This window comes from Klebsiella sp. SWET4 (assembly GCF_024296565.1).
Classification (GTDB): domain Bacteria; phylum Pseudomonadota; class Gammaproteobacteria; order Enterobacterales; family Enterobacteriaceae; genus Klebsiella; species Klebsiella variicola.
On sequence record NZ_JANCOB010000002.1, the window covers coordinates 442832 to 459703 of the forward strand.

Sequence of the window (16872 nt, forward strand, 5' to 3'; positions counted from 1 at the left end):
GCCAGTCGACGTCCTGTCGACAGCCAGTAGCATATCGGTGAGCCAGCGAGAAAGAAATGGTCTGCGCGGAAACCAGGAATTTAGCCCGCGTACCGCAGACGAGCGCTGGCGCGAAGAGTGGCGGGAGACCGGCCCAGGATAAAGCGATAAGCGTCGCGCTATCCCGGGCCGTTAGAAAGGGTGAAGAAGGGCTTAAGCGAGGTCGGCCATCAGCACCTTCGACCGGCGCTGATAGTTATACATCTGCTTTTTACTCTCCGGCAGCAGGTCGATATCCACCGGCGTGAAGCCGCGCTCCTGGAACCAGTGGATGCTGCGGGTGGTTAGCACGAACAGCTTGCTCAGTCCCATCTGTCTGGCCTGAGCGGCAATACGTTCCAGAAGCACCTCTCCCCGCGACGAGCTCCGGTAATCCGGATGCACCGCCACGCAGGCCATTTCGCCGATCTTCTCTTCCGGGAAAGGATAGAGGGCAGCGCAGGCGATAGTGGTGTTATCGCGCTGAATAATGGTGAATTTGTCGATCTCCATCTCCAGCTGCTCGCGGGAGCGGCGCACCAGGATGCCCTGCTGCTCAAGCGGGCTTATCAGCTCAAGAATACCGCCGATATCGTTGATGGTCGCCCGGCGGATCTGCTCCGCGCTCTCCATGACGATCTGGGTGCCGATGCCGTCGCGTGAGAACAGCTCCTGCAGCAGCGCGCCATTTTCCTGATAGCTGATCAGGTGGCAGCGCCGCACGCCGCTGCGGCAGGCCTTCACGGCCCCGCGCAGGAAGCGCACGGTGCCGGAGTTATAATCTTCGTCCGCTTCCAGCTCTTCGACGCGGGCCTGCGCCTCATTAGGGAACAGTTCGGAGACGATTTCCCCGGCCTGGTTGTAAACCCCTTGCGACGAACAGAAGCCGATCATTTTCTCCGCCTTCAGCTTGATGGCCAGCTGGGTGGCGATCTCTTCCGAAGTCAGGTTAAAGCTCTCGCCGGTGACCGACACCGCGACCGGCCCCATCAGGACAATGGCGCCGCTGTCGAGCTGACGATGAATCGCCTCTTCGTCAATGCGGCGAATGCGTCCGCTGTGGCAATAATCGACGCCGTCATCGACGCCCAGCGGCTGGGCGATGATAAAGTTGCCGCTGACAACGTTGATATGGGCCCCCTGCAGCGGGGTGTTGTTGAGGCTCATCGACAGGCGGGCGGTGATCTCCAGCTGCAGCATCCCCGCCGCCTGCTTAACCAGCTCAAGCGTTTTAGCGTCAGTCACTCGCGTCTGCTTGTGATAGACCGGCTCGTGGTGGTGCTCGGCGAGGTTAGCGTCAATCTGCGGGCGGGCGCCATAGACCACGACCAGGCGAATGCCCAGGCTATGCAATAATCCTATGTCATTGACAATATTTGAGAAATTTTCATGCTCAATGGCTTCGCCGCCCAGCATGATGACAAACGTTTTTCCCCGATGGGCATTAATATAGGGAACAGAATGGCGGAATCCTTCTACCAGTTCAGTGCGACGTTCCTTCACCATGACAAACCCTCAATGCATGATTATTCGTAATTATTGTATTTTTATTCTGTTTTGCTGTTAAACGCAAGTGCCAATTTTAGGCTAAGCCACGAAAAACATGTGACCCGGCGCAGGGTGTCAATGAATGTTTACCCTTTTATAGATGACAGGTTATATGCCTTTCGTTAAAGTTTCTGGTCAATCTGTTTGTTTTGGGTACAAATGCGTTTTTATTGCTTGGGAGTGGCATGTCGGGAAACAACTCTGGATTAAGCCGTCGCCGTCTGCTGCAGGGCGCGGGCGCCATGTGGTTAATGAGCGTGAGCCCTGTGGGGCTGGCTGCCGATGCGCGGGTGGTCGCTGTTCGCGTCTGGCCAGCATCGACCTACACGCGCGTCACGGTAGAATCGAATCATGTGCTGAAATACCGGCAGTTTGCCCTCAGTAACCCGGAGCGGGTGGTGGTGGATCTGGAAGGGGTTAACCTGAACTCTGTGCTGAAGGGCATGGGGGGGCAGATCCGCGATGACGACCCCTTTATTCAGTCCGCTCGCGTGGGCCAGTTTGATCCGCAAACCGTGCGCATGGTTTTTGAGCTCAAGCAGAACGTTAAGCCGCAGCTGTTTGCCCTCGCGCCGGTGGCCGGCTTTAAAGAGCGTCTGGTGATGGACCTCTACCCCGCCAACGCCACCGATGTTCAGGATCCGCTGCTGGCGCTGCTCGAGGATTACAACAAAGGCGATCTGGAGCGTCAGGTGCCGCCGGCGCAAAGCGGACCGCAGCCGGGCAAAGCCGGGCGTGACCGGCCGATTGTCATTATGCTCGATCCCGGACACGGCGGCGAAGACTCCGGCGCCGTGGGGAAGTATCGCACCCGCGAGAAAGATGTGGTGCTGCAGATTGCCCGCCGCCTCCGGGCGCTGATCGACAAAGAAGGCAATATGAAGGCCTATATGACCCGCAACGAAGACGTGTTTATCCCGTTGAAGGTGCGTGTCGCCAAGGCGCAGAAGCAGCGCGCCGACCTGTTCGTGTCGATTCACGCCGACGCCTTTACCAGCCGCCAGCCCAGCGGTTCCTCAGTGTTTGCCCTCTCCACCAGGGGGGCCACCAGTACCGCGGCAAAATATCTCGCCCAGACGCAGAACGCCTCGGATCTGATCGGTGGGGTCAGCAAGAGCGGCGACCGCTATGTCGACCACACCATGTTCGATATGGTGCAGTCCCTGACCATCGCCGACAGCCTCAAATTTGGCAAGGCGGTGCTGGAGAAAATGGGCAATATCAATAACCTGCACAAGAATCGGGTAGAGCAGGCGGGCTTTGCGGTGCTGAAGGCGCCGGATATCCCCTCCATTCTGGTGGAGACGGCGTTTATCAGTAACGTGGAAGAAGAGCGGAAGCTGAAAACGGCCAAATTCCAACAGGAGGTAGCCGAGTCGATCCTCGCCGGGATTAAAGCCTACTTCGCCGACGGCGCGACGCTGGCCCGTCGCGGATAACCACACAGGAAAGGGATATGGCCTTACTGAAAAGCGCCCATGGCGGTAACATCCGCGAGGCCGCCGCCCTGCTGGGTATTGCGCCCGGCGAGCTGCTGGATTTTAGCGCCAACATCAATCCGCTGGGGATGCCAGCTTCGCTCAGGCAGGCGATCGTCGACAACCCAGGCTGCGCCGAGCGCTACCCTGACGTTGAATATCAACAGCTGCATCAGGCGCTGGCTGCCCACCATCAGCTGCCGGCGGCGCATATCCTTGCCGGCAACGGCGAAACTGAATCGATCTTCACCCTCGTCCACGGCCTTAAGCCGCGGCGGGCGATGATCGTCATTCCTGGTTTCGCGGAGTACCGGCGGGCGCTGCAGACGGTGGACTGCGAGTTGGTGGAGTATGCCCTCCGGGAGTGCGATGGCTGGCAACTGACTGACGCCATCCTCGATGCCCTGACTCCGGCGCTGGACTGCCTGTTTCTTTGCACCCCGAATAACCCCACCGGCCTGCTGCCGGAGCGGGGCCTGCTGGAAGCCATTGCGCAGCGCTGTCGGGCGCTGAACATCAGCCTGATCCTTGACGAGGCCTTTCTCGATTTTATCCCCGACCAGCCGGGATTTATTCCCCTGCTGGCGCAGCACCCGCACGTCTGGGTTCTGCGCTCGCTCACCAAATTTTATGCTATTCCGGGGCTGCGTCTCGGCTACCTGCTCAACGCTGACGCCCAGGCAGTGGCCCGGCTGCGCGAGCGACAAATGCCGTGGTCCATCAATGCCTATGCCGCCCTGGCCGGAGAGATCATCCTCCAGGACCGGGCGTATCAGCGGGCCACCTGGCAGTGGCTGCAGGAGGAGGGGGCGCGTTTCTGTTCACGACTGAAAGAGATTACCGGGCTGACCGTGTGGCCCGGGCGCGCCAACTATCTGTTCTTGCGCTGCGACAGGCAAGGGCTTGACCTGCAATACGCCCTGCTGCGCCAGCATGTGCTGATCCGCAGCTGCGCCAACTACCCGGGGCTGGATAGCCGTTATTTCCGGGTGGCGATCCGTAGCGCCAGCGAAAACGACCAGCTGCTGGCGGCGCTGCGCCGGGCGCTGGCCTGAGGCCTACTGCAGGGTGACGCCCCCGGGCACCATCGCCAGCAGATGCTGCTGCGGCCAGTGGGCGGCGATGTCGCTCTCTGCCAGCCGCCATTGCAGAAATTCGACGTCATGACGACGGCGGTCCAGCAGCAGGCCGACGACGCTGCCGCTGTGCGCCACGTTAAGGCCATACAATCCTGCGCTTTCCACCAGTTGCAGTAGCGCGTCAAACCCCGGTTTGGGCAACAGCTGCTGGCTGGCGATGGCGCTGATGGTCGCCGCTTCGCCCAGTAGCTGTGGGCTGCCGCAATGGCAGGCCTGCTGTACTTTCTCCCACGCCAGCTGCAGCCGGGAGGCGTTAGCCAACAGACCCGGCTCGCGCGGCAGCTGGTGGTAGTCGGTGGTGCGCAGCGTCAGCGGGCTCTCCAGTACTAACAGGTCGAGCGCTGGCGGAGGGGGACAGGCGATTTGCGTGGCGGCGGTATTATGGTCGAACAGCGTCAGCTGGCGAAACAGGGTGCTGTCGGTAGGCTCCAGCGCGACGCACAGGCGCGCCAGCGTCGGCTCATCCAGTAGATGGCCCAGATGATGGGCGGTGGCGACGGCGGTGGCAGCGATATCGGCGGTGCTGCTGGCCATCCCTTTGGCCACCGGGATCGTTGAGTGCAGGGTGATGCGGATCTGCTGGCTCAGCGCTGGGGGGTAGCCCCAGTGGGCCAGCAACTGGTCGACCATCGCCCGTGACAGCGGCCGCTCATCTTTTCGCGGCACCCCGGTCTCGACCTCGACGGTGCTGTACCAGTCCACCGGGCAGGAGACCAGTTTCTCGCTGCCGAGGATCCAGCCCTGGATAAGTTCTCCGCACGAGGCGGGACATTGTGCAACAGCCACGTTTTCACCTTTCCGCTTACCTTCGCCAGGGCGCATAGTGGCATGGCGACCCGCCGGTTACCATGATTCTCCGCAAGAGGAGGTACGTCGTTTAGGCCGACACCGCCAGCTCGCGCGCCTGCGGCAAGGCAAGACGCATGACGTCGCGGGCAATCATCAGCTCTTCATTGGTGTTGATCACCGCCACTTTGACCAGCGCATTATCCGCCTGAATAAAGGTCGCGCTCCGCTGGTTTTTCTCGTCGTCCAGTGCGAGGCCGAGAAAATGCAAATTGCGGCAGATCGTCGCCCGCGCCCGGGCGGAATGCTCGCCTATGCCGCCGGTAAAGATCAGCGCATCCAGGCCTCCCATCTGCATGATATAGCTGCCGATAGTTGCGCGAATGCGTTCGGCAAACAACGACAGCGCCAGAGCTGCGCGTTCATTGCCGGCGTCGGCTGCCTGTTCGACGTCGCGGTAGTCAGAGGACACGCCGGAGACGCCCAGCAGCCCGGATTCATTATTCAGCAGCTGGCTGAGCTGCAGGGCGGATTTCCCCTCTTTCTCCACCAGCCAGGGAAGGATCGACGGGTCGATATCGCCGCTGCGGGTGCCCATCATTACCCCGGACTGGGGAGTAAAGCCCATTGAGGTATTCACCGACTGCCCGCCTTTGATGGCGCAGACGCTACAGCCATTGCCCAGGTGGCAGCTCACTACCCGCAGGGCGCTCAGCGGTACGCCCAGCTTTTCCGCCAGCGCGCTGCTGACATAGTGATGGCTGGTGCCGTGAAAACCGTAGCGGCGAATGCCCAGCTCGGCGTAATAGCGCCAGGGCAGGGGATAGAGCCAGGCCTCCGGCTTCAGGGTCTGGTGAAAGGCGGTATCAAAGACCGCCACCGCCGGTACCGCGGGTAACAGCTGGCGAAAGAGACGTATGCCCAGCGCATTGACCGGGTTATGCAACGGCGCCAGCTCCGCCAGGCGTTCGATCTCCCGCAGGGTGTCGTCGCAGACCAGCGCGGCGTCTTTGAAGCGTTCGCCGCCGTGGGCGACGCGGTGGCCAACGCCGTCTATCTCCTGCAGGCTGCTCAGGATCCCGCGGCCGGTCAGCGCCTCCAGCAGCAGGGTCACTGCCTCATGGTGATCGGCGATGGGCAGCGTCTCCTGCCATTTCTGCGTCGGCGTTTTCAGCGTGAAGCGGGCCTCGGGCAGGCCAATACGTTCGATCAGCCCCTGGCAGAGCAACGCTCCCTGCGGCATGTTAAGCAGCTGAAATTTCAGGGAGGAGCTGCCGGCGTTGATCGCCATGATTTTATAGGTCATTGATATTCCTCTGCGTTCAGGCAGGCGAGCAGGTCATCAAGCCCGTCGCCGGTTAACGCGCTGGTGATAAAGATATGTTCGGCGCCTGCTGCCTCGAGCCATGCCCGGACCTGTTGCAGACGGGGCGGGGCGGCTAAATCGGCTTTGGTGATCACCCCGATGACCGGGCGGTTCATCGGAGCGGTAAGCCCCGGAGAAAAGGGTGACCAGGGCGCATCGGCATTCAGTACCAGCGCGATGACATCGGCCTCGCAGGCGCTGGTGAGCAGTGCGCTGTACAGGCAGCGGTTTTCCAGATATTCCCCCGGGGTGTCGATGGCGGCCGGCGTCCAGACGATGGCCTGCGTTTTTTGATAACGCAGGGTTTCGCCACGCAATACCTGGGTCAGCGAGGTTTTGCCGCACTGGCTGGGTCCGATAAGCATCAGGCGTTTCATGGGCTCAGGTCCGGGTAATTGGACAGGCGGTGAAGCGCATCAGCTCACCAAGGGTGCGTGTGACCTGCCTGAGCGCGTACTCCACCGCGGAGACATCGCCAGTCAATACCACCGCGCCGGTGAAGCGATCGAGAAAGCCGATCTCCACCGCGCCGGACTTGGTGGCGATGTCGCAGGCGATGATCGACGCCTCACTGGGGGTAATGGTGAGAATGCCGATAGCGGAGACCGCGTCCGGCAGGCCCAGCTTTTTGAACAGATCTTTGCCCGGATTGGCGATGAGATGCGCCAGTGTGACCTGTTTACCCGGGACATACTCCTGGATCATGCGTTCGGTAGGGGTTTGCGGTTCCATTATCCCTCCATCAGCTGTTGCCACAGCGCATCGTGCGGTCGCGGGATCACTGCCCGGTAAACCAGTAATCCTTTCTCGCCTGCGCTGTCGCTGGCCACCGTGACGGCGTTGTCGACATCGGCGATATCACCCGCCACCACCATGTAGCATTTGCCGCCGATACCAAACGCCATATGAACGCGAACCAGGGTGACGTTGGCCGCTTTCACCGCGCGGTCGGCGGCGCTGATGCATGCCGCCACGCTCCAGGTTTCGACGATCCCCGCCGCCTGCCGCTGCTCGACCACGTTGAGTCCGCTGATCGCCGGCAGTACGCTGGGGTGAATGTTGGCCAGCACCAGGCTGTCCACCAGCATCTCCCCGGCGCGCGCCGTGCCGGCGGCGATTGCCTGTTGCACGGCGCCGACGTCGCCGCCGAGCATCAGCAGGAATTTCCCGGGACAAAGGGTTCTGCAGAGCAGGAGCTGTACGTTCGCGCTTTTCAGCATGACGTCGCCCAGCTCCATTCCCCTGGCGATACTGGTCAGTTCTAAAATTCCGATAGCCTGGGTCATGATTAACCTCTTACAAGCGTAATGGCCTGCTCCGTGATGGCGGAGACCTGGCCGTCAATACTGGCGTGTACCGGCGCACCGAGGGCGTCGGCAGGGATGTCTGCCAGTAGCTGGCCGCGCGTTACTCGCTCTCCCGGCGCGACGCAGGGGACGGCGCTGATGCCGATATGCTGGCGCAGCGGCAGGGTGACGCAGCCCACCTCCGGCTCCACCGCCGTCAGCGGCGCCTCCTGATACCAGGGATCAAGCCCCAGTTTGCTGATGAGCCGTTTGACCGGCACCAGGCGGTGCTTCGCCATCTCGTCCGCCGGACGCAGCGGTCCTTCGTAGCGCAGATTTTTCGCTCTCAGCTCACGTTTCAGCAGACGGTTGATGCGCATAGGGGAAATCCCCACCGGGCAGGCGACGCTCTCGCAAACGTTGCACTCCGAGCAGGTCAGGGCGCTGAGCAGCAGCGACGGGGTGGCCGCCTGGCGATAGTTCACCGCCCGCACCAGCAGGTGGGGAGAAAGCTCATGGCCGATCAGGTGCCGGGGGCATAAATCCGTGCATAAGCGGCACTGCTCACAGACGGTGCGGGCGATGGCGAGCAGGGTGTGCTCATCCTGCCGCCGCCGCTGGATCAACGGATGGTTGCCCGGAAGCACCAGCAGGCCGCCGGTGGTTTTGGTGACCGGTGTCTCGAGGGAGGTGATGAGTGCGCCCATCATCGGACCGCCGTTGATAAACCCCGGTTCGGCAACCGTCGCGCCGCCGGCCAGGGCCAGCACCTCGCGCAGCGACATGCCCAGCGGGACAGTCAGCGTCAGCGGACGGGCGACAGCGCCATTGACGGTCAACGTCCGGCGGGTCACCGGATAGCCCTGCTCCACGGCTCTGGCGATATTGAGCACCGTCTGCACGTTATTGACCACTACGCCGACGCTGACCGGCAGCGCGGCAGGCGGCACGCGACGACCCGTCGCCAGCCAGATAGTGAGCACCTCATCCCCGGCCGGATAGACATCAGGCAGAATATGCAGCCGGGCCCATTCCGGTAGTCGCGGGGTTAACGCCGCAATCGCCGGAGTATATTTCGCCTTCAGGGCAATAATCCCTTCCCGGGCGCCGGTGGCGGTCATTGCGTAACCCAGGCCACGAATCAGTCGGTCAGCCTGCTGCGCCATCAGCTGTTGGTCAACCTTCAGCATCGGTTCGCATTCGGCGGCGTTCACCAGCACGGTGTCTACCCGGGCCTGCAGTTTGATGTGGGTCGGAAAGCCCGCCCCACCGGCGCCCACTACCCCGGCGGCCCGGACGCGCTCGCGGATCTCCGCCGGATCCATGTCTGGTAGTGGCACTATCGCTTCACTCATTGCAGGCTCTCCAGCAGTTGCGCGATGGCCGCGCCATCGGCCGGACGCGGGTTGGTGCGCAGGGTGGCGTCGGCCAGCGCGGCCGGCACCATGGCGGGAATTCGCGATAAGAAAAGGGGATATTTTTCCTGCAAGGCGCCCTTGAGGGTGGGAATGGCGCACTGCTGTTTCAGTGTTTCCACCGCGGCAAGCAGCGCCTGGAGAGCCTCCTGTTCGCCAGCTTCCGGCGGGCAGAACCGGCAGGCCCTGGCCAGGCGCGCATAGCGCTTCGCCGCTCGCGGCTCGCCGGCGTTAAAGCGGATCACCGCGGTCAGCAGCAGCGCGTTGGCCAGGCCATGGGGAAGGTGAAACTGGCCGCCAAGCTGATGGGCGATAGCATGATTGAGCCCAAGGCCAGCCTGGCTAAAGGCCATACCGGCGAGGGTTGAAGCATTGTGCATTTTGCTGCGGGTCGCAACGCAGTCGCCCTGGCGAACCGCAACGGGTAGGGCGCGAAACACCAGCCTGGCGGCCTTTTCCGCCAGCGCATCGGTAAAATCGGTGGCCTGCGGCGATACCCATGCCTCAAGGGCGTGGGTCAGGACGTCCAGTCCGGTATGGGCTGTGATGGTGGGCGGTACGCTGATCACCAGCGTTGGGTCGAGGATCGCCATGTCGGGACAGAGCGCCTCATGGAACAGCGGGTACTTGATCCCTTTTTCCGGGTCGCTGATGACGCAGGCGCTGGTCACTTCCGACCCGGTACCGCTGGTGGTGGGGATCGCCACGCAGGTGTCGACAGGCAGCCCGCCCTGCTGGCTGAACCAGACGATCGCCTTGGCGGCGTCCATCGCCGAGCCGCCGCCGAAGCCGATCACCACCTGCGGACGCAGGGCCTGCATCTGCGCTATCCCTTTCGCCACGGTGTGAATGGTCGGATCCGGTGTAATATCACTGAACACGCTGACGCGGTTGCTGGCGGGCAGCGCGGCGCGCAGCCGCTCGAACAGCGGCGAGCGCGCCAGGAAGCCGTCGCAGACGATCCAGATGTGCTGATGGCTAAAGCGCTGCAGCGCGGCCAGGCTGCCCGGGCCGCTGTAGAGGCGCGTTTGCAGAGAAAAGTTGTGCATGGCGCCCCCGGCTAGCGAATGGAAAAACCGTTGGTTAACACGCAGCGCCGCAGGCGGGCGAACGTCCGCGCGGAGGTGGTGCCTTCTCCGGTTGGCGTGGCGATGGTGAAGGTGGTAAACCCTTCGCCGCCGACGCCGATACCCGCGTAAGACGGACCATTTTTGACAAAAATGGAGGTCTGCAGCGTGCGTGCCGCCAGATTGAGCCGCGAGACATTCTGCGAGTGCATAATGGCGGTGTGGTGCAGACCCTCCTCAACGCGCAGGGCCAGCGCCAGGGCGCTATCAAAATCGGCGACCCGGACGATCGGCAGCACCGGCATCAGTTGCTCGCAGGTCACCCAGGGGTCGTTCGCCTGCACCTCGGCTATCAGCAGGCGAGGGGGGCGGGAAGGGACGGCGAGACCGGCGGCCGCCAGCAGCTCAGCCGGGCTCTTACCAACCAGTTTTTTATTCGCCGCGCCGTCGGGCAGGCAGACGGCTCGCAGGGTATCGGTCTCCTGCGGGCTCAACAGCAGCGCGTCAAAATCCTGCATCTGCTGGATCAGGCGGTCAGCGACGGAGGCGACGACGATCAGGCTTTTTTCGGCGATACAGGGCAGGTTGTAATCGAAGGCGGCGCCGCTGATGATATCTTCGGCGGCTTTGACGAGATCGGCCGTTTCATCAACGATGCACGGCGGATTGCCGGCGCCAGCGCCGATCACTTTTTTACCGCTTTTCATGCCCATCGCCACAATGCCAGGGCCGCCGGTGATAGCCAGAACGGCAATCAGCGGGTGGGCCATCATTTGCTGGGTGGCTTCAAAGGTCGGCTCGGCAACGGTCACCACCAGGTTACGGATCCCGCTGCAGCGGTAGGCGATCTCTTCGATCCTGGCGATAAGCGTTAACGAGACCTTTTTCGCGCCGGGATGGGGGCTGAAATAGACGCTGTTACCCGCCGCCAGCATGCTGATACTGTTGTTGATAATGGTTTCCGTTGGGTTGGTGCTGGGCGCCACGGCGCCAATAACCCCGAACGGTGAGTACTCAAACAGCACCATCCCGCCATCGCCGGTGAGGGCGCTGGTAGTGAGATCCTCAATGCCCGGTGTGTTCTCAAGGGCAGCTTTATTTTTCAGATATTTATCTTCTTTGTTGCCCATGCCGGTTTCCGTGGCGCTCTCCTCCGCCAGCGTCACCAGCTCGGGGGCCAGCGTCTCCCGCAGGGCGCTGATAATGGCGCTGCGGGTTTTTAGCGGACACTGCTGATAGCGGAGAAAAGCCTGATGGGCGGCGTCGATGGCGCTGCCGACGTCGCGGAAAATGCCCTGCTGTTCCTGAGAAACGGGGGCGGGCGCGAGCTTTTCGCTGAGAATGGTGCGGATAAGGGTTTCCAGTTCTGCTGTATTCATTGATGTGTTCTCACGTTAATGGCCGCCATGGCAGCCTGTGCAATAGCCATATCCTGCTCGACGCTGCCGCCGCTAATCCCGAGACCGGCTATTAGCTGACCATCGCGCCACAGCGGATATCCGCCGCCAAAGGTGACGACTTTGCCCTGCAGATGGCTCTCCAGACCGTACAGCGCAGCGCCTGGCTGTACGGTCGTCGCGAGCTCGTGGGTGGCGGTTTTCATGGCGACGGCGGTCCAGGCTTTTTTCGGCGCCAGCTCGCTGCTGACCAGCAGCGCATCGGGCATTCGCCAGGTCACGGTTTCGGTACCGTGTGCGTCAACGATGCTCACCACCACCGGCACCTGCAGCTGGCGGGCGTGTTCGATAGCCTGACGGGTAAGCTGATGCAGCTCGTGAAAGGAGAGTGCCCCGGCCTGGGCTTTGGGCGCGTCGGACGCAGGCGACCCGCTGGCGGCCAGGTAGCGGGCCGCGATCTCCGCCACGAGGCGGCGCTGGTGATCGGCCTGATCCTCGCTGCGCGCCAGGGCATACAGGCAGTCAGATAAGCGGTTCAGATAACGCAGCAGTATCTGACGGAGAGTGACCTCTGCCGCCAGCTCGACCAGCCGGCGTTCCGCCCGACGGGAAACGGTGCGGGCCAGGTGCAGACGACTGGCGGCTTCGCACCGTCCGGGCAACACAAACTGGTGCAGCGCCGGCACGCGGGCCATCTCGCGATCGATGGTCTGCTCCAGCAGGGCAATCTCTTCGCTGCTGATATAGCGCTTACCCGGTGATGGCTGTTCGCTGTCGCTGGCGAGCTCCGCGCTGAACCAGAAAATATGCTGCTGCAGGGCTTCGAGCAGGACGCGATGTTCCTCTTCAGCGACGGCGCAGACGCACAGGCTCAGCACCGCGTTCAGTTCATCCAGGGTGCCGTAGGCTTCGACGCGCGGATGCGTCTTGCTGACCCGCTGGCCGGTAAAGAGCGATGTACTGCCGGCATCGCCGGTTCGGGTATAAATAGCCACAGGCGCCCCCTTAGCGTGAAAGTGAGTCAACAATGCCCACAACGGCAAGATCGATGGCCTCATTCGGGCCGCTAAAGACGTGGCGTGCGCTCGAGCCGCTGCAGAGCAGCACCAGTTCGCCGACGCCAGCGCCAACCGAATCTACCGCCACTTCATCGCCGCTCGCGGGCGGAAATGGATGTTCGTCGTCTGTGCTTACCCGGCGCACCAGCAGCAGTTTTTTGCCGTTCAGAGAGGGCGATTTTTGCGTCGAGACGACGGCGCCGGTCACGCGTGCCAGATGCATAGTTCACTCCTGCGTAATCAATTGAACATGCCGCGCGACGGCCGCTTCGCGGGCGAGGGCGGTGATAATGGGGCGGCGGCGCAGCACCAGATAACCTCCGTGGAGGCGGGCTACATCGGCGTAGGTGAGCACCGACGCGGCGTGAAGTCTGACGGGCTGGCCAGGCGGGTCGCTGAACGTCAGCGGCAAACGGGCGAGTTTTTTTACCGCCAGCGCGGGGAGCAGGGCGGGAAGCAGCGTTAGCTGTACCCGAACGCCCCAGGCCATCGCCTCATGCAACGCGCAACCGGCGGCCGCCAGCGCGCGCTGGCCGGTAAGCTCTTCCAGCAGCGGTAAATCCACCTGCACGATGCGCAGTGAAGCGTGCTGGCACAGCAGGCTGCGGATATCCGCTTCGCCGAGCTGGGCCACGCTGAGCGTGGCCGTACTCAGGGCGCGACGGCGCAGGCGGGCGGCGACCTCCTCGACGATACGCTGCAGCATCGCGTGGTTCATGGCTTCGTCACCAGCGTAGCCCAGGCCTGCGCAGCGTCAGCGCCTGCCGCATTGGCTTCGTCAGTATCGATGTGCATCTCAAGACGCATATCCGGGGCTACGCGGACCGCTACATTGTCGAAGATAAGCCGCCTGTCGCTGCCTTCGATCGCCACCGCGACGCTATCGCCATGGGCGACGCGCAGGATCAGGGCATCGAGCGGGGACATATGAATATGTCGTTGGGCGACGATCGTCCCGCTGCTCAGCTCCAGTTCGGCAAAGGGACTTATCAGGCGGATCCCCGGCGTGTCCTGCAGATTGCCTGACATGCGCAGCGGCGCGGCGATACCGAGAGTCCGGGCGTCGGTGCGTGAGATTTCCACCTGGCTGGTCTGGCGCAAAGGGCCGAGCAGGCGCACGTTGTTTAATCGTCCTTTGGGGCCAACCAGGGTCACCGTCTGCTCTGCAGCATACTGTCCGGGCTGCAGCAGCGCTTTTTTCGGCTGGATGGGCTGAGCGGGAAAAAGCCTGGCATAGTCCTCCGCCGCTAAATGGATATGGCGACTGGAGATACCGATAGGGATGGGACGCTGGCGCATCTCATCCAGCACTTTGTTGACTGTTGAAGCCAGCTGTTGTTTATCCATTACGCGTCACCTCGTTTACCGGCGTGCAGGCACTGCGAGCGAGGTTCGCCTTTTTGCCGTGGACAGTGCGGGTCCAGGCACAGGTTGCAGGTCACCTGCTCCGCAGGGCGGGGGAGGGTGTCTGCGGGATCTCTGCGCTCATCCATTACGGTGGCGTTCTCCTCTTCCAGAGCAGCGTCAGGTGCTGGTGAAGGCGCTTCGACGCGGGCTGGCAGCAGGCCTGCGCCGGGCCTGGCGATAACCTTCTGCGCCACCAGCCCCTGCTGCCGGTCGGCGAGTTCGGCCCCGGTCATCACCGCCGCCTGGACAGAGGCCACATCACCGGCGATCTTCACCACCATCCAGCCGGAGCCGTTGGTCTTTTCCAGGGCGAGCAGCGTGATGGCGGCCGCTTTCGCCATGGCGTCGGCGCAGGTGATGGCCAGGGCCAGGCCGCTGACCTCAAGTAATCCCAGTGATTGCTTCACGCAGTGCTCCTTGTTTCAAGGTCAGACGGATTTCGGCAGAATGGCCTCGACATCGCTGTGCGGGCGTGGGATCACATGGCTGGACTTGACCTCGCCGACCACGCTGGCCGCCGCGCTCCCGGCGTCAACGGCGGCTTTGACCGCGCCGACGTCTCCGCGGACCATCACGGTAATCAGCCCGGAGCCAATTTTTTCGTAACCAATCAACTGCACGTTGGCGGATTTCACCATTGCATCAGCGGCTTCAATGGCGCCAACCAGGCCTTTCGTTTCAACCAGTCCTAGTGCGTTATTCATATTGTGTTCTCCTGTGGATTAAGCATTGCGATCCCGAAATGGGATCCCTTTGACGAGACGAGCCGCATTGTTGCCAGTGTTTCGCCGGGCCAGCCTGTCCTGGTGATACCTCAGCGAAAACAGCGGAGTTGATGCGGGTAAATTTTTGTAGTGCACGATGAGCTGTTCCCGGTCGCAGGCGATGCCCACCAGCAGCGGCGAACGCTGCGCCGCCTGCCAGGCGTGATGGACAAGATCGCCGCCGGTCCGCGGTTGCAGAACGAAAGGAATGCCTTCCTCTTCAATGCCCAGCAGGACATCGCGCCACTGTTCGCTGCATTCGTCAGTGACCGCAATGACGATGGCGGGGGTGACGAGGCTACTCTCCATGCGTACCTCCTTTTTGCCAGGCAAGGAGTAATCCGCTGGCGACCGCATTGCGCGGGCCTTCACTGCCGCGGATGTTGCCGCGCCCGGCAACCAGCCGGTAGTGCGCCAGCGCGTCGGTGACCAGCTGGGGGATCTCGAAATCGAGGGACGAGCCGCCCACCAGCACTACGAACGGGATGTCGCGAATGTTGCCGGTAGGGCTCACCTGGCGTAACGCCCGCAGGGCGTTGGTGACAAAGACGCGTGATTTGGCGCTACGGCGAATGGCGCGCACTTTCTCCAGCGGCAGATCGCCGGGCAGGGGAACCAGTTCATCCGGTTTCACCACGCAGACGCGGGCAAATACCGCCGGTGGTAAGGCCGACGGAAAAAACTGGACGCTGCCGTCTTCATGACGCAGATGAAACAGGCTTTCGACTTTCGCCAGCGGGTATTTTTTGATCTCTTCCGCCAGATAGCGGTCCTCAAGCCCCAGCTCGCGGGCGATGATCATCGTGACCATATCGCCGGCGCCGGCCAGGTGAGTGGCGCTGATCTCTCCTTGCGCATTGATAATGGAGGCGTCGGTCGACCCGGCGCCCAGATCGAGGATCGCCAGCGGGCGCGTGGTGCCGGGAGTGGTGAGCGCCCCGAGAATGGCCGCTTCCGCCTCAGCGCCACCCACCTGAACCGCAATCTGCAGTTTGTGCTCAATTTCACGGGCGATGAGGGCCATCTGCAGGCGATCCGACTTGACCATCGAGGCGATACCCACCGCCTGCTCCAGCGAGAACTCCCCCGCAAGACCGCCGGTCACGCTGACTGGCACCGCCGTATCAACGGCCAGCAGATCCTGAATGCGGATCTCCTGAGCTGGCTTATTGGTAAGCTCCGCCATGGTCTGGCGCACGTGCTCAAGCATGCCGCCGATATTGGTGCCCGCTTCTCCCGCGACGTTGTCCAGTTTGCCGCAGCCGTCAACCGCTTTCATGATGGCTTCCGCCCCGGCGGCCACATCAACCTGTACGCTGCGCCCCTGAGCGATGAGCAGCAGATTCCCCGCCGGAATAGCGCGGGCCTTGACGTCGCCGGAGGGGGTTTTCACCACCACGGCCGAGCGGTTGCCAATCAGCGCCCGCGCCATTGGCACGATATTTTTGGTCTCCTCGGCGTTGAGATCGAAAACGGTCGCAATACCGTAGGGGTTGGAGAGCGTTTCGATGATCTTACCGGGTAAAGCGACCTCGACGGCCGCCAGCATGCCAAGTGGAATCCGGTCGATATGCTGAACTTCATCGATCACCGGCAGCGGTTGCTGTAGCCGGTTATTGACCAGCACGCCGTCATCCTGCTGCAAAATAATGCCGGAAATCTGATAGCCCGCTGCCGTCGCCGCATTGACCATCGCAGCGACATCGGCAAAGTCAAAGGCTGAGGAGACCACCAGAATATAGGGGGTGTCCGCAGCGCAGGACAGCAGCGCCTCCGGTGTGATGGTGATGCCGACCCCCAGTCCGACGCCGCCGGGTGTCTTCGGGTTGTGGCCGATCATGGTGGACTCGGTGATGATGGTTTCCGTGATGGTCTCCATCGCCACATCGCCAATGACCGGCGTGGCTTCGTTAATGCGAATAAGCGAGATATCGCTGACCTGAATGCCTGCCGCTTTTGCCGCCTGTGTTAGCGCCTCCTGAATACCGAACACATTACGTAATGTGCCTTTAATACCGGTGGTTTCAGCCAGCGCGCTGTGGCGGATGTTCAGCACACCTGCGTCATCGACCGTCGCCAGGGCGACCTCTGTCGATGAGTTGCCAATATCAATGCCAGCGATATAGCGCATGCTTGCCCCCTG

The 16872-nt window shown here is 62.3% G+C and carries 19 protein-coding genes; 2 read left to right on the top strand and 17 right to left on the bottom strand.

Annotation, left to right across the window (positions count from 1 at the left end):
• Positions 1–192 precede the first annotated feature (192 nt).
• Entirely contained in the window at positions 193–1524 is a 1332-nt protein-coding gene (gene argA, locus NKJ21_RS08955) for an amino-acid N-acetyltransferase (RefSeq protein WP_004149616.1), read from the bottom strand.
• 227 nt (positions 1525–1751) lie between these two features.
• Between argA and amiC the strand changes: the two genes are divergently transcribed.
• Positions 1752–3005, top strand: a complete 1254-nt coding sequence (gene amiC, locus NKJ21_RS08960; RefSeq protein WP_008806319.1) for an N-acetylmuramoyl-L-alanine amidase AmiC — start codon at positions 1752–1754, stop codon at positions 3003–3005.
• A 17-nt stretch (positions 3006–3022) separates the two neighbouring features.
• The gene (gene cobD, locus NKJ21_RS08965) at positions 3023–4099 is read left to right on the top strand and encodes a threonine-phosphate decarboxylase CobD (RefSeq protein WP_012967290.1); all 1077 of its coding nucleotides are present in this window, start codon (positions 3023–3025) and stop codon (positions 4097–4099) included.
• Positions 4100–4102: 3 nt separating this feature from the next.
• On the opposite strand, the gene NKJ21_RS08970 is transcribed toward cobD, so the two are convergent.
• The 16 genes from NKJ21_RS08970 to NKJ21_RS09045 form a co-directional block, all read right to left on the bottom strand.
• On the bottom strand, positions 4103–4969 hold the full coding sequence (locus tag NKJ21_RS08970; RefSeq protein ID WP_041165224.1) for an L-threonine kinase: 867 nt from the start codon (positions 4967–4969) through the stop codon (positions 4103–4105).
• Positions 4970–5060: 91 nt separating this feature from the next.
• Entirely contained in the window at positions 5061–6275 is a 1215-nt protein-coding gene (locus tag NKJ21_RS08975) for an acetate/propionate family kinase (protein WP_012967292.1), read from the bottom strand.
• Positions 6272–6712 carry a propanediol utilization protein PduV gene (gene pduV / locus NKJ21_RS08980; protein WP_008806315.1) on the bottom strand — a complete coding sequence of 147 codons (441 nt, stop codon included), beginning with the start codon at positions 6710–6712 and terminating at the stop codon, positions 6272–6274. Before pduV ends, NKJ21_RS08975 begins: the two co-directional genes overlap by 4 nt.
• 4 nt (positions 6713–6716) lie before the next feature.
• Positions 6717–7067, bottom strand: coding sequence for a propanediol utilization microcompartment protein PduU (gene pduU, locus NKJ21_RS08985; protein WP_002915850.1), 351 nt, complete (start codon positions 7065–7067; stop codon positions 6717–6719).
• On the bottom strand, positions 7067–7621 hold the full coding sequence (gene pduT, locus NKJ21_RS08990) for a propanediol utilization microcompartment protein PduT (RefSeq protein WP_012967293.1): 555 nt from the start codon (positions 7619–7621) through the stop codon (positions 7067–7069). Before pduT ends, pduU begins: the two co-directional genes overlap by 1 nt.
• 2 nt (positions 7622–7623) lie before the next feature.
• Complete coding sequence (locus NKJ21_RS08995) at positions 7624–8976, bottom strand: 4Fe-4S dicluster domain-containing protein (protein WP_012967294.1); 1353 nt, start codon at positions 8974–8976, stop codon at positions 7624–7626.
• Positions 8973–10085 (bottom strand): 1-propanol dehydrogenase PduQ, encoded by a 1113-nt coding sequence (gene pduQ / locus NKJ21_RS09000; RefSeq protein WP_224231114.1) that lies wholly within the window; start codon positions 10083–10085, stop codon positions 8973–8975. The genes NKJ21_RS08995 and pduQ overlap by 4 nt, the downstream gene beginning before the upstream one ends.
• Before the next feature lie 11 nt (positions 10086–10096).
• Positions 10097–11482, bottom strand: coding sequence for a CoA-acylating propionaldehyde dehydrogenase PduP (pduP, locus tag NKJ21_RS09005; protein WP_012967296.1), 1386 nt, complete (start codon positions 11480–11482; stop codon positions 10097–10099).
• Positions 11479–12495, bottom strand: coding sequence for a two-domain cob(I)yrinic acid a,c-diamide adenosyltransferase PduO (gene pduO, locus NKJ21_RS09010; protein WP_012967297.1), 1017 nt, complete (start codon positions 12493–12495; stop codon positions 11479–11481). Before pduO ends, pduP begins: the two co-directional genes overlap by 4 nt.
• 10 nt (positions 12496–12505) lie before the next feature.
• Positions 12506–12781: a EutN/CcmL family microcompartment protein gene (locus NKJ21_RS09015; protein WP_008806309.1), complete on the bottom strand. Its 276-nt coding sequence runs from the start codon at positions 12779–12781 to the stop codon at positions 12506–12508.
• Positions 12782–12784: 3 nt separating this feature from the next.
• Entirely contained in the window at positions 12785–13276 is a 492-nt protein-coding gene (gene pduM / locus NKJ21_RS09020; RefSeq protein ID WP_012967298.1) for a microcompartment protein PduM, read from the bottom strand.
• Complete coding sequence (locus tag NKJ21_RS09025) at positions 13273–13905, bottom strand: phosphate propanoyltransferase (protein ID WP_012540670.1); 633 nt, start codon at positions 13903–13905, stop codon at positions 13273–13275. Before NKJ21_RS09025 ends, pduM begins: the two co-directional genes overlap by 4 nt.
• Positions 13905–14372, bottom strand: a complete 468-nt coding sequence (locus tag NKJ21_RS09030; RefSeq protein ID WP_012967299.1) for a BMC domain-containing protein — start codon at positions 14370–14372, stop codon at positions 13905–13907. Before NKJ21_RS09030 ends, NKJ21_RS09025 begins: the two co-directional genes overlap by 1 nt.
• Positions 14373–14393: 21 nt before the next feature.
• Positions 14394–14669, bottom strand: a complete 276-nt coding sequence (pduJ, locus tag NKJ21_RS09035) for a propanediol utilization microcompartment protein PduJ (RefSeq protein ID WP_002915806.1) — start codon at positions 14667–14669, stop codon at positions 14394–14396.
• Between the two features lie 18 nt (positions 14670–14687).
• The gene (locus NKJ21_RS09040; protein WP_012540672.1) at positions 14688–15038 is read right to left on the bottom strand and encodes a glycerol dehydratase reactivase beta/small subunit family protein; all 351 of its coding nucleotides are present in this window, start codon (positions 15036–15038) and stop codon (positions 14688–14690) included.
• On the bottom strand, positions 15028–16860 hold the full coding sequence (locus NKJ21_RS09045; protein WP_012967301.1) for a diol dehydratase reactivase subunit alpha: 1833 nt from the start codon (positions 16858–16860) through the stop codon (positions 15028–15030). The genes NKJ21_RS09040 and NKJ21_RS09045 overlap by 11 nt, the downstream gene beginning before the upstream one ends.
• Positions 16861–16872: the final 12 nt, after the last annotated feature.